Source organism: Pseudarthrobacter sp. 01T43 (assembly GCF_056398665.1).
Genome location: NZ_JBFTPV010000004.1, coordinates 187,627 through 206,785, shown reverse-complemented (window position 1 = coordinate 206,785; position 19,159 = coordinate 187,627). Strand labels below are relative to the sequence as shown.

The window sequence follows — 19,159 nt, the reverse complement described above, 5'->3', positions numbered from 1 at the left end:
CTGTCGCGAAAGCCGGGCTGTTCGCGGCACCGGTGTACTCGGCGGGATCAAGATCGGGAATTGTTAGGGTCACACAGACATTCCATCATCAGCCACTGACAATCTGTGCAGCAGGAGCTCCAAGCGCTCCGCAATTGCATCGATCCGGTCGAAATCGCCCTCGCCCGGCGCCCAGCGTGCTGCCATCAGGTCAACCCGCCAGCGGCCTTCACCGGTGCGGAGATAGTCTTCGGGGCGGCCCAGGAGCGGCGTCCCCTCCAGCAGGTAATGGCGGAGGGCTTCGGCTTCATGCCCGTCGGGACCATGCCCGCTGGACTTGAGGATCCGCCACCACGGGACGGAGCTGCCGTAGTGGCTCATCACTTGTCCTATCTGGCGGGGACCGCCGGATCCCAGCAGCTCGGCCACATCGCCGTAAGCCAGTGCGGTCCCGGACGGAACGAGCTCGACCAGAGCCAGCACCGCCTCGACGTACTCAATCCGCATGGATCCAGACTAGCCGCAGTGGCGCTGCCGGATCCTGTCGGTGCCGGCCGGTAGCGTTAAAGAATGACCACCTGGAACACCCTCCCCCGCGCAGCCTTCGACCTCGAAACCACTGGACGGAATTCGCGTGCCGCGCGCATCGTCACTGCCTCCGTGACTGTGGTGGACCATCAGGGGGACGTGGTCAAGGAACACGAATGGCTTGCAGATCCTGGTATTGAGATCCCCGCCGAGGCCAGCGACGTCCACGGCATTACCACCGAGCAGGCACGCAGTGAGGGCCGTCCAGCCCACGAAGTCACCGGTGAGCTCGCAACCGTTTTGCAGGAACTGTTCGACGCCGGCATCCCGGTCATCGCCTTCAATGCCAGTTACGACTTCACCGTCCTGGCCGCGGAGTCGGCCCGCTACGGTGTCCGGCAACTCACCCGGTTCCCGGTCCTTGACCCGTACATCATGAACAAGCAGGTTGACCGCTACCGCAAGGGCAAACGCACGCTAACGGCGCTGTGCGAGGAGTATGGCATCAACCTGGACAACGCCCACACCTCGGCAGCTGACGCCCTGGCCACGCTCCGGATGCTGGACGCCATGACCATCAAATTCCCCAAGCTGAAGATGCCGGCCAGCCAGCTTCACGAACTCCAGAAGGACTGGGCCGTGAGCCAGGCGGCCGACTTCCAGAATTACCTGCGCAAGACCAAACCCACCGCCGTCATCGAAGGCGAATGGCCTGTCCTGCCGCCGGAGGACGCCGGCCGCGGCGAGTTCTAGCTGAGAGCTAACTCACTAAAGCGCGAGACCGGCCCACCCGCCGCTGGCAGAACTCTGGGATTCGGCGTGATGGACAACCTCCGTTCACCTAGAGTTAATGAACAAACACGAGCCGCCATAAATTCGGTCATCACCGCCGTGTCCCCGCATTAATTCGTCTGAATCGTTGGAAACCGGGGAATGAGATGATTAAGTTCCGCGGTAATCCCGTCCCGGCCGGCCGGCAATCTGGGAGCAAGGCTCCAGACGCCATACGCGCAGCCTTTTCGGCCCGGTTGAACGAATGACTCAGATGAAAGTGACTACCTCATGAAGACTAAAGCCATGAAGTGGCTGACCACGGCTCCGGTAGCAGTGGCCTTGGCTGTCTCGCTGGCCGCGTGCGGTTCCGGTACGGCCCAGCCCAGCGGAACCCCCACGGACGCCCTGGCCGGCAGCGACCAGCAGACGCTGGACAAGTACACCACCGCCGAGGTCACTCCGGTCGACAAGATCGACAAAACCAAGCTCGGACTCATCACCGACGGCACCCTCCGTGTTGGTACCCTCTCAGACGCTCCCCCGAACATTTTCATTGATCCGTCMGGCAAGTTCACCGGCTAYGACAAYGAACTCCTGCGSGCCGTSGGCGMCAARCTGGGCCTCAAGGTCGAGTTCGCCTCCACTGACTTCTCSGCGYTGCTYTCCCAGGTCAAGAACAAGCAGTTCGACGTCGGATCCTCCTCGATCTCCACCACGGACAAGCGMCGCGAGACCGTSGGCTTCACCAAYGGYTACGACTTCGGCTACATGGCCGTCGTGACCAAGAGCGACKCCAAGGTCAAGGGCTTCGCCGACCTCAAGGACGGGGTCCGCATCGGCGTCGTCCAGGGCACCGTCCAGGACGACTACGTGACCAACACCCTCAAGCTCGAGCCCGTCCGTTTCCCGGACTACAACACCGTGTACACCAACGTGAAGAGCGGCCAGGTGGACGCCTGGGTGGCACCGTCCCAGCAGGCCACCGGCCAGGTCAAGGAGGGCGACAACACCAAGATCGCCGAGAAGGTCGTCAACACGCAGAACTTCACAGCCTGGGCAGTAAACAAGGACAACCAGCCGTTGATCGATGCCCTCAATTCCGGCCTCGACGCCGTGATCGCTGATGGCACGTGGACCAAGCTCACGGCCCAGTGGTACACCGACCGCCCGACCGCTGCAGAGCAGACCCCGCAGGGCTGGAAGCCGGGCAGCAAGGCCGTCCAGGTTACCGCGAAGTAATCCGGCGCGTTTCGTGGATTTCCTCACACTGCTCTCTGATACCTTCCTGGACTGGAAGGCGATAGGCGAAGTTCTGCCCAAGATGTTTGCCGTCGGGCTGCCAAACACGCTCGTTTTGGCCGTCACCTCGGGCGTCATCGGGACGGTACTTGGCATGGTGCTGGCCCTCATGGGGATCTCCCGGAACGCCGCCGCCCGCTGGATTGCGCGCATCTACACCGATGTCCTGCGCGGGCTGCCGCCCATCCTGACCATCCTGGTGATCGGGCTGGGTTTCGGACCGATTTTCAAGCAGGTCACCGGATCCAGCAGCCCTTATCCGATGGCCATCGCTGCATTGTCCCTGATGTCGGCGGCTTACATCGGCGAGATCTTCCGCTCCGGGATCCAGAGTGTCGACAAGGGGCAGCTCGAGGCCACCCGCGCACTGGGCTTCGGATACGGGCCCGCCATGCGCCTGGTCGTTGTGCCCCAGGGTGTCCGGCGGGTCCTGCCGGCGCTGGTCAACCAGTTCATTGCCCTGATCAAGGAATCGTCCCTGGTGTTTATGCTCGGACTCCTGGCTTCGGAACGTGAAATCTTCCAGATCGGCAAGGATGCGGCGGCCAACAGCGGAAATCTTTCCCCCTACGTGGCGGCCGCGGTGTTCTATCTGGCGCTCACCGTCCCGTTGACACATCTCGTGAACTGGATCGACCGCCGGCTGCGCTCGGGCCGGCCGGAGAAGAAGGAACCGGACGAGGCAGCCGCCGTCGTCGGAAAGGGAGCCCAGGCATGAGTGAGTTCGTTTCCGGAACGCTGACAGCCCAGAACATCCACCTGGCATTCGGGGCAAACCGGGTCCTGCGCGGCATCGACCTGCACGTCGAGAAGGGCACCACTGCCTCCGTGATCGGCCCGTCCGGCTCCGGCAAGTCCACGCTCCTGCGCGTCATGAACCGGCTGATCGAACCCGAGCAGGGCGACATCTTGCTGGACGGCCGCTCGGTGCTTAAGGACAACCCGGATGAACTGCGGCGCCGGATCGGCATGGTGTTCCAGCAGTTCAACCTCTTCCCCCACAAAACCGTGGTGGAGAACGTCTCCCTGGCGCTGCGGAAGCTGCGCGGGATGTCCAAGGACCAGGCCCGGGAAGAAGCGCTCGGCCAACTGGACCTGGTGGGCCTCAAGCACAAGGCGGACGTGCGCCCGGCCAACCTTTCCGGTGGCCAGATGCAGCGTGTCGCCATCGCCCGCGCGCTGGCCATGAAGCCTGAAGTGATGTTTTTTGACGAGGCCACTTCCGCCCTGGATCCTGAGCTGGTCAAGGGTGTCCTGGCGCTCATGACAGATCTCGCCAAGGGCGGCATGACCATGGTGGTGGTSACCCACGAGATGGGCTTCTCCCGCAACGTCTCAGACACCGTGACGTTCATGGATGCAGGCGTTGTGGTCGAATCGGGTCCGCCCGAACAGCTGTTCACGGATCCGCAGACAGACCGCCTGAAGGGCTTCCTTTCGGACGTGCTCTAGTCGCACCGACAAGAAATCCCCGCCCCCGGCCCTTTCCMCCACCGCTTGCAGCGGGAAATTGACCGGGTGACGGGGATTTCCGGCTTAACCGCGGAAATAGCGTCCGACGGCGGCGCTAAGGCTTTGCGGCTGCGGCAGCTTTCGCGGCGGCCGGCAGGGCATCGAAGATCCGGTTCATGGCGGCGTCGTCGTGGGCTGCCGAGAGGAACCACGCTTCGAAGACCGACGGCGGCAGGTACACGCCGGAGTCCAGCATGGAGTGGAAGAACGGCGCGTACCGGAACGTTYCCTGGGCCTGGGCATCGGCGTAGTTGTGCACACCGTTGGCCGAGGTCCCGAACGCCACGGAGAAAAGGTTCCCGGCGAACTGGATGGAGTGGTCAACCCCTGCCTTGTCGAGGGCCGAGGACAAAGCAGAGGACAGCTCCAGCGAGCGGACGTCCACAAAGGAGTACACATCGCGCGTGGCGTGCGTCAGGGTGGCCACCCCGGCTGCCATGGCGACGGGGTTACCGGAGAGTGTCCCGGCCTGGTAGACCGGGCCGAGGGGCGCGAGGTAGTCCATGACGTCGGCACGCCCGGCGAGGGCCGCCGTCGGCATGCCACCGCCGATGACCTTGCCGAAGGTGAGCAGGTCCGGGGTCCACGGCTCGGCCGCGTCCGGAGCGCCGCCGGTCAGGCCCCAGTATCCGGAGTAGCCGGTGCGGAAGCCGGTGAGGACCTCGTCGACGATCAGCAGGGCACCATGCTCGCGGGTGATGCGGGACAGCCCCAGGTTGAAGCCCTCCCCCGGGGTGACCACGCCCATGTTGGCGGGGGCGGCTTCCGTGATGACCGCCGCGATGTGGGGGCCGTGCGCGGCAAAGGCCGCTTCGACGGCGGCGAGGTCGTTGTAGGGCAACACCAGCGTTTCGGCGGCGGTGGCTTCGGTGACGCCGGCCGAGCCGGGCAGCGCCAGGGTGGCCACGCCGGATCCGGCAGCGGCAAGCAGCCCGTCGAGGTGGCCGTGGTAGCAGCCGGCGAACTTGATGATGAGGTTGCGACCGGTGAAACCGCGGGCCAGGCGAACGGCCGTCATGGTGGCCTCAGTCCCGGTTGACACCATCCGGACCCGCTCGGCAGCGGGCACGCGCTCCTGCACTATGGCGGCCAGGTTAGCCTCGTCCGGGGTGGACGCGCCGAAGGACAGGCCACGGTCCACAGCTGCGTGGACAGCTTCCAGGACAGCCGGGTGGGCGTGGCCCAGGAGGGCCGGGCCCCAGGAGCAAACCAGGTCCACGTACTCGGTGCCGTCCGCGTCCGTCAGGTACGGCCCCTTGGCGGAAACCATAAATCTCGGCGTCCCGCCTACCGAGCCAAAGGCGCGGACGGGCGAGTTGACGCCACCGGGCATCAGGGTCTGGGCACGGGCGAACAGGTCTTCAGAACGGGTCATGACCCTATTCTCCCATCCCGGGAGGTGGCATCCGGCGCCCACGCCGTCTGGCGCGGCGCCGGATTCCGGCCCCAATCAGCAGTCCGAACCAGCGGGCCGGATCAGCGGCCCGCCAGCATGTCCGCGACCAGGGGCGCCACCTTGGTGCCAAACAACTCGATGGACCTCAGCATGTTCCCGTGCGGCAGCGTGGAGCCGCTGAACTTCATTTCGAAGCGGTCCGCGCCCAAGGTCTTCTTGAGCCGGACGATCTTCTCTGCCACGGTTTCCGGGGACCCGATGAACAGCGCGCCGTCGTCGTCCGCAGCGGCCTCAAATTCACCGCGGCCGGCCGGACCCCAACCGCGTTCGGCGCCGATCTTGTTCCTGCCCACCAGCCAGTGCTCGTAGTACTCCTCTAGGGCCTGGTCATCGGTGTCGGCCACATAGCCGGGAGAGTGCACTGACAAGGCCTGCGGATCATGGCCCTTCTCGGCAAGCGTCCGCTTGTACAGATCAACGTACGGGCGGAAGCGCTCCGGCTCACCGCCGATGATGGCCAGCACCATCGGATAGCCGTAGGTGGCCGTACGAACCACGGACTGGGGAGAGCCGCCCACACCGATCCAGGTGGGGAGCAACCGGCCTTCCACGTGGGGATAGACCATCTGGCCACGGAGGCTGGCCCGGGTGCGGCCGTCCCAGTTCACCGGGTTCTGGGAGCGCACGCGGTCGTAGAGGTCCAGCTTTTCCTCGAACAGGATCTCGTAGTCGGCAAGGTCGTGGCCGAACAGCGGGAAGGACTCCGTGAACGAGCCCCTGCCCAGGATGACTTCGGCACGGCCGTTGGAGACGGCGTCGAGGGTGGCGAAGCGTTGGAAGACGCGGATGGGGTCGTCGGAGCTCAGCACCGTTACGGCACTGCCGAGCCGGATGTTTTCCGTGGCCGTGGCGATGGCCGCCAGGACCACCTCAGGGGCGCTGACGGCGAAGTCCTTGCGGTGATGCTCCCCCACGCCGAAGGAGTGGAGGCCAACGGCGTCCGCCACCTTGGCCTGCTCCACCACCTGGCGCAGCACCTGGGCGTGGTGCTTGGGTGCCCCATCGGCCGCCAGGTCGACGTCACCGAATGTACTGACACCAAGCAGGATGGTGTCCGACGGGACGGGGGCGGTGGGGTTGACCGTGGTTGAAGGAGTGGTTCCGGGAAGCTCGCTGTTTTCATGCATACGCATACAAACGACCGGGCGTCCGGAATCATTCCCGCTCCGTCAGGATTCCCCTCCGTCAGGATTCCTTGAGCCAGCCCGCAAGCTCTGAGGCCCAGTAGGTCAGCACGGTGTTGGCGCCAGCGCGTTTGATGCCGAGGACGGATTCGGTGATGGCAGCACGCCGGTCGATCCAGCCGTTCGCGGCGGCAGCCTCGATCATCGAGTACTCACCCGAGATCTGGTAGGCCGAGACAGGGACCGGGCTCATCGCGGCGACATCCGCCAGGATGTCCAGGTAGCTCATGGCCGGCTTCACCATGACCATGTCGGCACCTTCTTCGAGGTCCAGTTCCACCTCAAGGATGGCTTCGCGGCGATTCGCGGCATCCATCTGGTAGGTGCGGCGGTCGCCCTTGAGCTGGGAGTCCACAGCTTCACGGAACGGGCCGTAAAACGCGGACGCGTACTTGGCCGCGTAGGCCATGATGACCGTGTTTTTGTGGCCGGACTCCTCGAGGGCCTGGCGGATCACGGCGATCTGGCCGTCCATCATGCCGGACGGGCCCAGGACGTGAGCCCCTGCGTCGGCCTGGGCCACAGCCATCTGGCCGTAGATTTCCAGCGTGGCATCGTTGTCCACGTAGCCTTCGGCGTCAAGGACACCGCAGTGGCCGTGGTCGGTGAATTCGTCCAGGCAGACGTCGCCCATGACCACCAGGTCATCGCCCACCTCGGCGCGGACGTCGCGGATGGCCTTGTTGAGGACGCCGTCGGGGTCCAGGGAGGCGGTGCCGCGGGCGTCACGCACGGCGGGCACGCCGAAGAGCATGATGCCGCCGACACCCAGTTCCACGGCCTCGGCCGCGGCGCGCCGGAGGGACTCTGTGGTGTGCTGCACTACGCCGGGCATTGACGTGATCCGTGCCGGTTCGCTGATGCCCTCGCGGATGAACGCCGGCAGGATCAGGTCCGCCGGCGCCAGACGGTACTCGGCCGTGAGCCGGCGCATGGCCGGAGTGGTCCGGAGGCGGCGCGGGCGGTGGTTCGGAAAGCTCATCGGGTGTTCCCTTCGTTGGCGAATACGGTGCCCAGGGCGGCCACTATGCCGTCCGGGGTGGGTACTTTGGCGGTGGCGGCCACCGGGATGCCCAGCGCGGCAGCTTCTGCCGCCGTCGGACGCCCAATGGCGACGAAACGGCACCCGCCCAGCGGGAGCAGGGCCGCGGCAATGCGGCGTGCGGCACTCGGCGAGGCGGCCACGACTGCGTCGATGGTCCCGTCGTCGAGCTCTCTCCTGGCCTGCGTGGGGCTCAGCTCCGGCGGCGCCGCACCGGTGGAAAGGCCGACGGCGGCGGGAAGTTCCGCCGCCAGGCGGAGTTCCGGCCGGGCCGGGAAATCCACGGTGTGGTAAGCAATCACGGTGGTCACGTCAGCCTCCGCGGATGCCAGTCCCTCGCGTAACCCGGGCGCAGCGATATCTGCCTGCGGCAGCAGCACGCGTTCGCGGGCTGCGGTCCAGAGGCCTACCAGCCCCTCGGCAGACTGGTTGTCCTCCGGGGCAAGCGCCACAGGAATGCCCACGGCATTCAGGACCTGCCGGGAGGACGGCCCGATCGTGGCCACCCGCGTTCCGGCCGGGACCAGTGCGGCCGGCGTGGTGCCGCGCTGGTCCGCCTTTTCCATGAGCATGCGCACCGTGGTGATGCTGCTGATGACAAGCCAGTCGAAGGCTCCGGCCGCCAAGTCATCCAGGGCGGCGTCGAGTGCCGGCTGGTCCGTGGCCCGTTCGAAGTCGATGAGCGGCAGGATCAGTGGCTCGGCGCCCAGGCTGCTGAGCAGCGACGCCAACGGCCGGGCACGGTCGGCGCTCCGGGTGATCAGGACGCGCCTGCCACGCACGGCGCCGGCCGGGTCATCAGCAGGGCCGCAGGCCAGGGCGTCAGGACGCGGCAAGGTCCGCGATCTCCGCGGCGCCGGCGGCGAGGAGGAGCTCGGCCACCTCGATGCCAAGCAGCGTGGCGCCAACTTCGGTCAGTCCATCAGTCGCCTTCTTTTCGCGCACGATCTTCGTCCCGTCCACGGCGCACACCGCGGCCTCAAGGTACAGCATGCTGCCCTTACGGGAGGCGAAGGCACCCACCGGGGCGGCGCAGCCAGCTTCGAGGCGGGCCAATACGGCACGTTCGGCTGTCACGGCGAGACGGGTGTCCTCGTCGTTGAGCGCGGCCAGGGCCTGGGCCAGGACACCCTGTGACCCTTCGGCGGAACCGGCCTTGCGCGGGGCGTCAGCTGTCCTGCATTCAATGGCCAGCGAACCCTGCCCGGGTGCCGGCAGCATAATGTCCATCTCGAAGAATTCGCTGACGGTGTCCAGGCGGCCGATGCGTTCGAGGCCGGCCGCTGCCAGCACAACGGCGTCCAAGTCTCCGGGTGCGGTTTCAGCGTTGCCGGGCAAGCCGGGCACGCGGCCCAGGCGCGTATCCACGTTGCCGCGGATGTCCTGCACGTCGAGGTCCGGGCGGGCGGCGCGAAGCTGGGCGGCGCGCCGCGGTGAGCCGGTGCCCACCCTGGCCCCCTTCGGCAGGTCGGCCAGTTTGAGACCGTCGCGCGCACACAGCACGTCCCGCACATCCACCCGCTTGGGCGTCGCCGCGATGGTCAGGCCCAGTGCAGCTCCAGTGGGAAGGTCCTTGAGTGAGTGCACGGCAACATCGCAGGCCTCCTGCAGCAGCGCATCGCGCAGGGCCGCAACGAAGACCCCGGTGCCGCCCATCTGGGACAGCGATCCGGTTTTGACGTCGCCCTCGGTGGTGATGTGGACAAGTTCCACCGGGAATCCGCCAACGGCAGCCAACTGGTCAGCCGTCTGCTGGGTCTGGGTCAGGGCGAGTTTGCTGGCCCGTGTTCCGATCCGTACGGTCACAGTGTGCCTTCTCCCCCGGCAGTGCCTGCGCCGCCTGCCGGGTAGTCGTCGTGCCCGGTGCCCACGGTGGTGTCGGCTCCGGCGATGGTCGGCTTTTCGCCGCGGAAATTAGCACAGCAGCCGGGCCGGCAGACGTCGTACCACGGGCCCAGCGCCGTCATGGCAGGCCGGTCGCTGATGTTGTTGGCACGCGTCCGTTCCGAGATGAGGTCCACCAGGCCGTTGACGAATTTCCGGTGGGTACCGGGCGTCGGAACGCGTGTCGCGGCGAGTCCCAGGTTGCGGCAGGTCTCCATGGCTTCGGTGTCGAGGTCCCACACAACTTCCATGTGGTCGCTGACGAAGCCCAGCGGGACGATGACGATGCCCTTGATACCCTGGCCCGCCAACTCCTCGATGGCATCGTTGATGTCGGGCTCCAGCCACGGCACGTGCGGCGCGCCGGAGCGGGACTGGTAGACCAGGGACCACGCCGCGGTCAGGCCGGACTCGGCCTTGACCCTGTCGATGACCGCCGCGGCCGTAGCCAGGTGCTGGGCCACGTAGGCCGAGCCTTCCTCAAACTCGCGCGATTCAGCCTCGGACCTTCCGGCAGCTTCAGCATCGCGGGTGGGGATGGAGTGCGTCGCGAAGAGGATGTGCACGGGGGCGTCCGGCGTGCCAGCGGAGGCAAGCTGGGCGCGGACATCCGCAAGCCCGGCAGCAGTTCCTTCAATGAACGGTTCCACAAAGCCCGGGTGGTCGAAGTACTGGCGTACCTTGTCCACCTCCAGCCGGCCGTCCAGCCCGGTCTCGGTCAGGGCAACGCCGATGTCCTCGCGGTACTGGCGGCAGCTGGAGTAACAGGAGTAGGCACTCGTGGTGACCATGAGCAATCTGCGGTGGCCGGCGTCGTACGCGCCCTGCAGGGTCTGCGGAAGGTAAGGGTCCCAGTTGCGGTTGCCCCACAGCACCGGAAGGCTGATGCCGCGCGACGCGAGCTCCGCTTCGAGGGAGGCCTTGAGCTCGCGGTTCTGCTGGTTGATGGGGCTGATGCCGCCGTTGGCCCGGTAGTGGTGGGAGACCGCTTCAAGCCGCTCGTCCGGGATGCCGCGGCCGCGGGTGACGTTGCGCAGGAAGGGAAGGACGTCGTCCTGGCCCTCGGGCCCGCCAAAGGAGGCGAGGAGGACAGCGTCGTATTCTTTGGGAGCCATGCGGCCCGCCTCGGTGACCGGATTGATCGTGGTCACCGAGGAGCCGTCCTGAGGATCAGGACCGGTCATGCCAGAACCTCTGCGACCTCGGAAGCAGTGATGCGGCGGCCGGTGTAGAACGGGATTTCCTCCCGGACGTGGTTGCGTGCCTCGGTGGAACGCAGGTGCCGCATCAGGTCAACCAGGTCAACGAGCTCGGGTGCTTCCAGGCCCAGGATCCATTCCCAGTCGCCCAGGGCGAAGGAGGAAACAGTGTTGGAGATGACCTGCGGGAAGTCCCGGCCCAGCAGGCCGTGGTCGCGAAGCATCTTGCCGCGCTCCGCCTCGGGGAGGATGTACCACTCGTAGGACCGCACGAAGGGGTAGACGCACAGCCACTCGGCCGGGGCCACGCCACGGGAGTAGGCCGGGGTGTGGTTCTTTGCGAATTCGGCTTCGCGGTGCACGCCCATGGCCGACCAGACGATCTCGGTGCCGGCGAAGAGCTTGCTGCGGCGGATGTCGCGGATGGCTTTCTGGAGGTCCTCGGGCTTGGGGCCGTGGAGCCACACCATCACGTCGGCATCGGCGCGCATGGCAGAGACGTCATAGCTGCCGCGGTGGGTCACCCCGGCGTCGGCAAGCCGGGAAAGCAGGGCGTCGAAGTCGTGCGCAGCGTCAGCGCTGCGCACGAGCTCCTCGGAGCGTTTGAAAACCGTCCAGAGAGTGAAGAACTGCTCGGCTGATTCTTCGGTTTTAGTGACAGATTCGGCAGAAGTGTGGCTCATGCTTACCAGTTTGCCCGTTCCATCCGCCCAAGTCGAAACCGGCGACTTCTACAAGACGTAGAAGTGCGCAACTTCACACTCCGTCCGGGCGGCAGGAACCGGGAGCTCTACCGGGACCCCTCCGACTGACGCTTCCGATCGGCCAACGGTCAGAACTTGCGGATCCTGGCGAACAGGAGCCCGGCGGCTCCAGCCGAACCCACCAGACCGACGCCGAGCCAGACTTTGGCGGTTTCCGCTGCGGGTCCGGCGGCGGTCATCTCGTGGCGGGCGGAGGGCGCCCCTGCCACAGCGGGTCGTCCGGCGGTTGCCGTGGAGCCGGAGCCGTCGGCACCGGCTGTGGTTTGGTTCCCTGTGGGGTCCACGCCTTGGCTGGCTTCGGATTGACTGGAGCCTTGTCCTTCGGACCCTGGCTGCGCCGTTCCCGTTGCAGCAGACCGGCCCGCGGTGCGTTGGCCGGTTCCGTCGGCCGCGGAACCGCTTCGCGAATTCTCGGACGAGGAGGACGGCGACGGCGCTGCCGTGGCGCCCTGGGCAGCGGGGCCCGGGGAAGGCGTGCCCGGGGAAGGCGCTCCCTGCGTGGGGACGTCCCGGGGAACCGCTGCCGGCGACGTGGGAGAGCCCGGGGTGGGCGCCGCGGCAGTAGGAGTCGGAGCCACGGGAGTCGGTGTCGGAGACTGGGTGGCCCGGTCCGATGGCCTGGCCGGGCCGGCCGGCGCCGTGCCAGCGGGCGCAGTGCCAGCGGGCGCCGTGCCAGTCGGCGCGTTGCCAGCGGGCGCAGTGCCAGCGGGCGCAGTGCCAGCGGGCGCCGTGCCAGTCGGCGCGTTGCCAGCGGGCGCCGGGCTGGAGGAAGCCGGGGTTGGTTCGGGTGATGTTGGCCGGGCGTTGGAACGGCCAGCCGAACCGCCCTGCAGCTCCTTCAGGATGCCACCGATGACGGATTCGTTTCCAGGGCCTTGGGCCTGGGCAGGCTGACCGGTCTCGTGCTTTCCGTCGGCGGCCTGGGAAGCAGGGACTCCTGCAGAAAACACCAGTACCGCTCCGAGGGCCGCTGCTGCCGCACCACGCCGAACTCCCCCGGAGGCATTGATTTTGGAACGGGAAGGCACGGACCTGTAAATAACCATAGATATCGACCCTAGCCACAGGATCGGACCGATTGGAAACCGGAAATTCAGGCCGTGGGGAGGCCGCCTACGGGCTGATGTTCCGCTGAACAGGAGCGATGATCAGCCGGCAAGTGCGCGGATTTCTTTCCGTGTGTCGAACACAACAGCAGCGAGTCCGTTGCCGGCGACCCAGCCCCCCACAATGCTGAGGCCGTCTTCCGCGGAGCAGATGTTACGTATCTCGGCTACCCGCGCCTTGTGGCCAACTGCTGCGAACGGCAGGGCTCCCTGCCATCTGACCACGTCCCAACCCACCACATCCTTACCCTGCACCGGCACCCCCAACAGAGTGGAAGCGTCCCGCAGGGCCGCGGCCAGCAGGCCGGGGTCTGTAACAGGGGCGGAATCGACAGGCGTGGAATCCGCGGCCGGTGGGCCGTCCCCTGCAGTGCCCTCGAGGCGTCCATACGAGAGTCGAAGCACATGGGTGCCGGGACCGGCGGCGGCAGCCAGCCAGTCCCACTTCGCGGTCGCGTGGGTGAGCGCTTTTGCCTCCACGCCCGGTGTCTGCGGCGCCACCAGGACGCCGGTGCCGCGCGGCCTGCGGTCGAGTTCAGGCAGGTCCACCACCAGCGTGACGAGGCGGACGTCGGGCCCGTGCTCCGGGCTCCTGCCCGCGAGGGCGGGGACCGCTTCCTGAAGCAGCCCGACGGCGGCCGGTCCCGGAAGCGCCACTACCAGCAGGCCGCCGTCGTACGCTGCCTCACCGGCGGTGACGCGCCAGCCGGCTGCGGTGCGCGCCACGGCACTCGCAGTGGAATCGCTGAGCAGGACAACGCCGCGCCCCCGCAGATCGCTGAGCAGCGCCGTGACCAGGGTATGCATGCCGTTTTCGAGACCGGCGACGGCGGAACCAGCCTTCGCAACGGAAGGTCCGCCGGCACTGCGGCGCTGGGCAGCCACTGCGGCCGCCAGCGAACCATGCTCCCTGATCCCGGCGCGCAGTCCTGGAGCCACCATGTCCACGTCGAGGAGGCCCGGGTCCGCGGAGTGCACTCCGCCCACCACGGGCGCAACCAGCCGCTCCAGCACACGGCGGCCCATCCGCGTCCGCACCAGGGCCGAGACGCTGGTGACCTCCGCGGACGCACCGAATCGCGCCGGCAGGTACTTGTCCAACGACGCCCGCAGGGAGCCCGCGAGTCCAAGGGAACGCCGGACCTCCGGATCCCAGGGGTTGGCAGGAATGCCCAGCACGCCGGTCTTGGGCAGTTCGCGGGGGCCGTCCGGAAGCTGCACCCAAGCACCGCCGGGGCGAGGGGCAACAATCTTGCCGGCAAGCCCAAGCTCAGCGGCGAGGTCGGCCACCGCTGCGGAGCGCGTGGCGAAGGACTCCGCGCCGCTGTCGAGGGTGAGGCCGGCCACCACGTGGCTTCCCACGCAGCCGCCCCAGGTGGCTGTCGCTTCCAGTACCGTCACGGCGTGGCCCGCGGCAGCCAACTCCCGGGCTGCCAACAGGCCGGAGACGCCGCCCCCCAGAACGATGGCGGTCCGGGCCGACGTCAAGGAGCTGCCCACGCGCCTACTCCGGGGAGATGGAGTGGATGAGCTCGACGACCCGGGTGAGCACCGTGGCGTCGGTTTCGGGCGGCACTCCGTGGCCAAGGTTGAGTACGTGTCCCGGGGCCGAAGAGCCCGCAGCAATGACCTCGCGCACGTGGGCCTCGAGTACGTCCCACGGGGCGGACAGCAATGCCGGGTCGATGTTTCCCTGCAGCGGCACGGTTCCGCCCAGGCGGCGGTTGGCTTCGTCCAGCGGCAGGCGGTAGTCAACGCCCACCACGTCCACGCCGACGTCCCGCATGGCAACAAGGAGTTCGGAGGTGCCGGTGCCGAAGTGGATCAGCGGCGCGCCGAGGTGGCGGACGTGGTCCAGTGCCCGGGTGGAGGCCGGTGCCACGTGTTTGGTGTAGTCGGCCAGGCCCAGCGACCCTGCCCATGAATCAAAGAGCTGCCCGGCGGAGGCGCCGGCTTCGAGCTGGGCACGGAGGAACAGTCCCGACGCGTCCGCTGCCCAGTTGGCCAGCGCAGCCCAGGTCTCCGGGTCAGCGTGCATCATGGTGCGCGGGCCCAGGTGGTCACGGGAGGGCTTGCCCTCAACCATGTAGGCGGCGAGCGTGAACGGCGCGCCGGCGAATCCGATCAGCGGAGTCTTGCCCAGTTCCGCCACGGTCAGGCGGACTGCTTCGCGGATGGGCTCCAGCGCCTCCCAGGTCAGCTGTGGCAGGGCCGCTACATCGGCCGCCGTTCGGACCGGCTTGTCCAGCACCGGGCCCACGCCGGGAACAATGTCCACTCCAACGCCTGCGAGCTTCAACGGGATCACAATGTCGGAGAAGAAGATGGCCGCGTCCACATCGTGGCGGCGCACGGGCTGCAGGGTGATCTCGGAGGCGAGTTCCGGCCGCAGGCACGAATCGAGCATGGCCACGCCTTCGCGAACCTTCAGGTACTCCGGAAGGGACCTGCCGGCCTGGCGCATGAACCACACGGGCCGCCGTGACGGCTTGCCGCCACGGTAGGCGGTGATTAGCGGGGAATCGGCGGTGCGGCCGTCCATCAGCGGGTGGCTGGCGGGAAGGGCACGGCCGTCAGACAGGGCATTAGACACGGCGTTGGACGCGGCGGAGCTGGAAGTCATGCCTTTGATTGTGCCCAAAAACGGACCTAAAAGATAACGCACAGCCTGTCATGTGCAGCATGCTTCGACCCAGCGTGGCGCGAATCACGGGCTTGCCGCCCGGGAACTGCGCCCCGGGGTTGTTCTACCGCGCCACGAAAAAGCTATGATGTACCTGCTGTGGTTCTTTTCTCATTGGTGGCTACACACGCCGACATCGATCTTGAGACCGTTGCTCAACTGAGCAGCGGTGCTTCAGAGATAGCAACATCCGCACTCTCCGGATCGCCGGCAGTGACGGGTGCGGTGGTGCTTGCCACCTGCAACCGGTATGAAATCTACGGTGAAGCACCCAACGCCGATGACGTGGAGGCCGCCAGGGCAGCCCTGGTGTCAGAGATCAGCGGCTTGAGCGGACTCAACGAACAGCTCGTCTCCCGCTCCTTCAGCACGCGCACCGGCCCGGAAGTCAGCCAGCACCTCTTCGCCGTCAGCGCCGGACTCGATTCCGCCGTGGTGGGCGAGCGTGAAATTGCCGGGCAGGTCCGCCGGGCCCTGATCAACGCCCAGCACGAGGGCACTGCCAGCGCCGGCCTGGTCCGGCTGTTCCAGGCCGCGTCCAAGACGGCCAAGGATGTGGGCGCCCAGACCGCACTCGGATCGCGTGGCCTGTCCATCGTCTCGGTGGCCTTGGACCTGGCCACCGATTTGTCCGAGAACCCCGACTGGTCCGGCAAGAAAGTCGTCCTCTTCGGCACCGGCGCCTACGCCGGCGCCACCATGGCGCTGCTGCGCGAACGCGGCTGCACAGACATTTCGGTCTTCTCCTCATCGGGCCGGGCTGAAGCCTTCGTCGCCAGCCGCGGCGGAGCTGCGCTGGACGCTGAGACCCTCTCGCCCGCGGTGGCCGCGGCTGATGTGATGATTGGCTGCAGCGGTTCGGACACCCGTGTTGAAGCGGATGAACTTGCCCAGGTCCGCGCCGGGTCCCGCCAACCGCTGATCGCCATCGACCTGGCCCTGACCCACGACTTTGACCCTGAAGTGGGCCAACTCGACGGCGTTGAGCTGCTCACGCTGGAATCCGTTCGTCTGGCGGCTCCGCAGGAACAGGCCGAGTCCCTGACCCAGGCCAGCGGCATCGTGTCCGGGGCCGCCAAGGCTTTCGAACAGGAGCGCGAAGTCCGTTCCGTGGACTCCGCCATTGTTGCGCTGCGCCGGCACACCATGACCGTCCTTGACGCCGAGATGGAGCGGGTCCGTGCCCGCCACGGCTGTACCGCGGCCGCCGAGGAAGTGGAGTTCGCGCTACGCCGCATGGTCAAGCAGCTCCTGCACGTGCCCACGGTCCGCGCCCGCGAGCTGGCAGCGAACGGCCAGCAGGACGCCTACGTGTCGGCACTCGAAACCCTCTACGGCATCACGGTCGAGCAGCCCGCCGCCGCGGCGCAGACCGAGTGCCCCGTCCCCGTGGACCGCCGGGGAACAGCAAGCGCCTGACCCTCAGCGGCTCCTCCCACTCCGGTTGCTCTATCACTTTTGGCTCCTAACCGAGCCTTTTGACGACCAAAAGTGATAGAGCAAGTCGTCAGTAGACGGGCTTCTGCGGCTCCACGTCCCGCACCCAGGCCAGGATCCCGCCGTCGAGATGGCTGACCCGCTGGTACCCGGCCTTCCGCGCAGCATCCAGAACGTTGGCTGACCGCGTACCGGCCTTGCAGTGGAACACAATGTCCTTGTCCTGCGGCAGTTCCGCCCAGGCCTCCCCGGCCAGGATCCTGCCCTGCGGAATCAGCACGGAGCCGTCGATGCTGACGATGTCATGTTCGCCGGTCTCCCTGACGTCCACCAGTTCAAAGTCCTTCAGGCCGGCCTTGCGCGATGCCAGCATGGTGGCCAACTGGGTTGCCGTGACCGTGTGCTCCGTGTCTGCGGAGACGGCGGGGGTAATACCGCAGAAGGCCTCGTAGTCGGTCAGTTCCGTGACGGGCTCGGCGGCCGGATCCTTGGAAACGCGGATCTCGCGCCAACTGCCGCCGAGGGCGTCGAAGAGTGCCACACGGCCCAGGAGTGAACGCCCGACGCCGGTAATCAGCTTGACTGCCTCCGTCACCATGAGTGACCCTACGGCCGCGCACAGCATGCCAAAGACTCCACCTTCACCGCAGGAGGGAACGGATCCGGCCGGCGGGGCCTCAGGGTAAAGGTCGCGGTAAGTGGGACCGTGCTTTTCCCAGAAGACACTTACCTGGCCGTCGAAGCGGAAGATTGACCCCCAAACGTACGGTTTGCCCAGGATGGCGGCTGCATCATTGACCAGGTAGCGGGTGGCGAAGTTGTCCGCGCCGTCAAGGATCAGGTCGTAGTCCGCGAACAGTTCCAGCGCGTTGGAGGCGTCGAGCCTCACGTTGTGCAACCGGACGTCCACCAGCGGGTTCAGCGCCGCGACGGCATCCCGGGCGGATTCGATCTTCGGCCGTCCTACGTCGGCCACGCCGTGGATCACCTGCCGCTGCAGGTTGCTCAGGTCAACGGCGTCGTCGTCGATGATTCCCAGGGTCCCCACCCCGGCGGCCGCCAGGTACAGCAGCGCGGGTGAGCCCAATCCCCCGGCACCAATCACCAGCACTTTGGCGTTCTTCAGCCGCCGTTGCCCCACCGCACCGATTTCCGGAATGATGAGGTGCCGCGAGTACCGTTCCACTTCGGCCGGGGTCAGGTCGCCGGCGGGCTCCACCAGCGGCATAAGCGAGACAGAGGAATCATTTGCGGTCAAAGTCGAAGCCATACTTCAATGTATGCCCCAAGATACCGCCCGGTCATATTACCGAGCAGTATTGTGTAAGTAACGGCAAGGGAAAGTAGGGGAACTGTGGCGCATGAAGCACAGGCTGACCGGGCGTCGGGCGGGGAACCGCCCGTACCTCAACGCACTGCGGGCCAGCGGTCCGCCCGGCTTCCCCGGGATGAGCGCCGGGCGCAGCTCCTCGCGGCGGCCCAGGAGGTCTTTGTCGCCAACGGTTACCACGGCGCCGCCATGGATGAGATCGCCGAAACAGCCCATGTGAGCAAGCCCGTGCTGTATCAGCACTTCCCGTCCAAGCGTGAGCTCTACCTTGCGCTGCTGGACACCCATCTGACCTCCCTGACTGACCTGATGCTCGGTGCACTGAACTCCACTTCGGACAATGACGAACGTGTCCAGGCCGTGATGCGCGCGTATTACCGCTTCATAGCCAGTGACGACCAGGCGCACCGCCTGGTCTTTGAATCGGACCTCGTTAACGATCCCGATGTCAGCGCCCGGCTCGAAACGTTCAACAAGACATTCGCGGACGCCGTCGCCCGCGTTATTGCCGAGGACACCAAACTTCCCCATTTGGAGGCGCAGCTGCTGGGACGCGGACTGGCGGGAATGGCGCAGGTCAGCGCGCGCTACTGGCTCGAAACGGACGGGAACCTGGACCTCGATGTGGCCAGCGACCTCATCTACCGTTTAGCTTGGCGCGGAATCTCGCGCTTCCCCAAAGAGTCCTAGACTACAAATAAGAGAACCGAAGAAACTTTGATTGGCTGGGAGGCCCCCTGTTGGAAATTAAGATCGGCATTCAGAACATTGGCCGCGAAATCGTGCTGGAATCAGCAGAGGATGCTGACGCCGTAGCTACGGTCGTTGAAGAAGCCATCACCAAGGGCACCGAGCTCCGCCTCAAGGATGACAAGGGACGCATCATCATCGTTCCCGGCAACGCGCTGGGCTACGTGGAGATCGGCGCCGAAGAAGCCCGCAAGGTCGGTTTCGGACAGTTCTAGGACACAGGTTTTAGCAC

19 protein-coding genes are annotated in these 19,159 nt (G+C 66.6%); 7 read left to right on the top strand and 12 right to left on the bottom strand.

What is annotated here, in order from left to right; all coding sequences use genetic code 11:
- Positions 1 to 69 precede the first annotated feature (69 nt).
- A complete protein-coding gene (locus AC1DIM_RS06705) occupies positions 70 to 486 on the bottom strand; it encodes an MGMT family protein (protein ID WP_477709710.1) in 417 nt (138 codons plus the stop codon).
- 63 nt (positions 487 to 549) lie between these two features.
- Between AC1DIM_RS06705 and AC1DIM_RS06700 the strand changes: the two genes are divergently transcribed.
- The 4 genes from AC1DIM_RS06700 to AC1DIM_RS06685 all read left to right on the top strand — a co-directional run bounded on the left by AC1DIM_RS06700 (position 550) and on the right by AC1DIM_RS06685 (position 4,032).
- Positions 550 to 1,260, top strand: a complete 711-nt coding sequence (locus tag AC1DIM_RS06700) for an exonuclease domain-containing protein (RefSeq protein WP_477709709.1) — start codon at positions 550 to 552, stop codon at positions 1,258 to 1,260.
- Positions 1,261 to 1,569: 309 nt separating this feature from the next.
- Entirely contained in the window at positions 1,570 to 2,520 is a 951-nt protein-coding gene (locus tag AC1DIM_RS06695) for an ABC transporter substrate-binding protein (RefSeq protein ID WP_477709708.1), read from the top strand.
- A gap of 13 nt (positions 2,521 to 2,533) precedes the next feature.
- Positions 2,534 to 3,298, top strand: a complete 765-nt coding sequence (locus tag AC1DIM_RS06690; protein WP_477709707.1) for an amino acid ABC transporter permease — start codon at positions 2,534 to 2,536, stop codon at positions 3,296 to 3,298.
- Complete coding sequence (locus AC1DIM_RS06685; protein ID WP_477709706.1) at positions 3,295 to 4,032, top strand: amino acid ABC transporter ATP-binding protein; 738 nt, start codon at positions 3,295 to 3,297, stop codon at positions 4,030 to 4,032. The genes AC1DIM_RS06690 and AC1DIM_RS06685 overlap by 4 nt, the downstream gene beginning before the upstream one ends.
- A gap of 115 nt (positions 4,033 to 4,147) precedes the next feature.
- On the opposite strand, the gene hemL is transcribed toward AC1DIM_RS06685, so the two are convergent.
- From hemL to hemE, 10 genes are all read right to left on the bottom strand, one after another.
- Complete coding sequence (hemL, locus tag AC1DIM_RS06680; protein ID WP_477709705.1) at positions 4,148 to 5,467, bottom strand: glutamate-1-semialdehyde 2,1-aminomutase; 1,320 nt, start codon at positions 5,465 to 5,467, stop codon at positions 4,148 to 4,150.
- A gap of 101 nt (positions 5,468 to 5,568) precedes the next feature.
- Entirely contained in the window at positions 5,569 to 6,675 is a 1,107-nt protein-coding gene (locus tag AC1DIM_RS06675) for an LLM class flavin-dependent oxidoreductase (protein WP_477709704.1), read from the bottom strand.
- Between the two features lie 58 nt (positions 6,676 to 6,733).
- A complete protein-coding gene (gene hemB, locus AC1DIM_RS06670) occupies positions 6,734 to 7,714 on the bottom strand; it encodes a porphobilinogen synthase (RefSeq protein ID WP_477709703.1) in 981 nt (326 codons plus the stop codon).
- Positions 7,711 to 8,610 carry a uroporphyrinogen-III synthase gene (locus AC1DIM_RS06665; protein ID WP_477709702.1) on the bottom strand — a complete coding sequence of 300 codons (900 nt, stop codon included), beginning with the start codon at positions 8,608 to 8,610 and terminating at the stop codon, positions 7,711 to 7,713. The genes hemB and AC1DIM_RS06665 overlap by 4 nt, the downstream gene beginning before the upstream one ends.
- The gene (gene hemC / locus AC1DIM_RS06660) at positions 8,597 to 9,580 is read right to left on the bottom strand and encodes a hydroxymethylbilane synthase (RefSeq protein ID WP_477709701.1); all 984 of its coding nucleotides are present in this window, start codon (positions 9,578 to 9,580) and stop codon (positions 8,597 to 8,599) included. The genes AC1DIM_RS06665 and hemC overlap by 14 nt, the downstream gene beginning before the upstream one ends.
- Positions 9,577 to 10,842, bottom strand: a complete 1,266-nt coding sequence (locus AC1DIM_RS06655) for a ferrochelatase (RefSeq protein WP_477709700.1) — start codon at positions 10,840 to 10,842, stop codon at positions 9,577 to 9,579. Before AC1DIM_RS06655 ends, hemC begins: the two co-directional genes overlap by 4 nt.
- On the bottom strand, positions 10,839 to 11,540 hold the full coding sequence (gene hemQ, locus AC1DIM_RS06650) for a hydrogen peroxide-dependent heme synthase (protein WP_477709699.1): 702 nt from the start codon (positions 11,538 to 11,540) through the stop codon (positions 10,839 to 10,841). Before hemQ ends, AC1DIM_RS06655 begins: the two co-directional genes overlap by 4 nt.
- A 149-nt stretch (positions 11,541 to 11,689) precedes the next feature.
- On the bottom strand, positions 11,690 to 12,649 hold the full coding sequence (locus AC1DIM_RS06645) for a hypothetical protein (protein WP_477709698.1): 960 nt from the start codon (positions 12,647 to 12,649) through the stop codon (positions 11,690 to 11,692).
- A gap of 120 nt (positions 12,650 to 12,769) precedes the next feature.
- Positions 12,770 to 14,227: a protoporphyrinogen oxidase gene (hemG, locus tag AC1DIM_RS06640; RefSeq protein ID WP_477709697.1), complete on the bottom strand. Its 1,458-nt coding sequence runs from the start codon at positions 14,225 to 14,227 to the stop codon at positions 12,770 to 12,772.
- Between the two features lie 4 nt (positions 14,228 to 14,231).
- Positions 14,232 to 15,350 carry a uroporphyrinogen decarboxylase gene (hemE, locus tag AC1DIM_RS06635; protein WP_477709696.1) on the bottom strand — a complete coding sequence of 373 codons (1,119 nt, stop codon included), beginning with the start codon at positions 15,348 to 15,350 and terminating at the stop codon, positions 14,232 to 14,234.
- A 159-nt stretch (positions 15,351 to 15,509) separates the two neighbouring features.
- On the opposite strand from hemE, the gene AC1DIM_RS06630 reads away from it, so the two are divergent.
- Positions 15,510 to 16,829 (top strand): glutamyl-tRNA reductase, encoded by a 1,320-nt coding sequence (locus tag AC1DIM_RS06630; protein ID WP_477709695.1) that lies wholly within the window; start codon positions 15,510 to 15,512, stop codon positions 16,827 to 16,829.
- An 88-nt stretch (positions 16,830 to 16,917) separates the two neighbouring features.
- Here the strand turns inward: AC1DIM_RS06630 and moeB are convergent, their stop codons facing one another.
- Positions 16,918 to 18,117: a molybdopterin-synthase adenylyltransferase MoeB gene (moeB, locus tag AC1DIM_RS06625; protein WP_477709694.1), complete on the bottom strand. Its 1,200-nt coding sequence runs from the start codon at positions 18,115 to 18,117 to the stop codon at positions 16,918 to 16,920.
- 84 nt (positions 18,118 to 18,201) lie between these two features.
- On the opposite strand from moeB, the gene AC1DIM_RS06620 reads away from it, so the two are divergent.
- Positions 18,202 to 18,867, top strand: a complete 666-nt coding sequence (locus AC1DIM_RS06620) for a TetR/AcrR family transcriptional regulator (protein WP_477709693.1) — start codon at positions 18,202 to 18,204, stop codon at positions 18,865 to 18,867.
- A gap of 50 nt (positions 18,868 to 18,917) precedes the next feature.
- On the top strand, positions 18,918 to 19,142 hold the full coding sequence (locus AC1DIM_RS06615; protein ID WP_190989339.1) for a DUF3107 domain-containing protein: 225 nt from the start codon (positions 18,918 to 18,920) through the stop codon (positions 19,140 to 19,142).
- Positions 19,143 to 19,159: the final 17 nt, after the last annotated feature.

Coding starts and splice junctions, on each gene's coding strand:
- hemQ (WP_477709699.1), bottom strand. CDS start 11,540: ATGAGCCACACTTCTGCCGAATCTGTCACTAAAACCGAAGAATCAGCC.
- AC1DIM_RS06675 (WP_477709704.1), bottom strand. CDS start 6,675: ATGCATGAAAACAGCGAGCTTCCCGGAACCACTCCTTCAACCACGGTC.
- moeB (WP_477709694.1), bottom strand. CDS start 18,117: ATGGCTTCGACTTTGACCGCAAATGATTCCTCTGTCTCGCTTATGCCG.
- AC1DIM_RS06705 (WP_477709710.1), bottom strand. CDS start 486: ATGCGGATTGAGTACGTCGAGGCGGTGCTGGCTCTGGTCGAGCTCGTT.
- hemE (WP_477709696.1), bottom strand. CDS start 15,350: ATGACTTCCAGCTCCGCCGCGTCCAACGCCGTGTCTAATGCCCTGTCT.
- AC1DIM_RS06655 (WP_477709700.1), bottom strand. CDS start 10,842: ATGACCGGTCCTGATCCTCAGGACGGCTCCTCGGTGACCACGATCAAT.
- AC1DIM_RS06700 (WP_477709709.1), top strand. CDS start 550: ATGACCACCTGGAACACCCTCCCCCGCGCAGCCTTCGACCTCGAAACC.
- hemB (WP_477709703.1), bottom strand. CDS start 7,714: ATGAGCTTTCCGAACCACCGCCCGCGCCGCCTCCGGACCACTCCGGCC.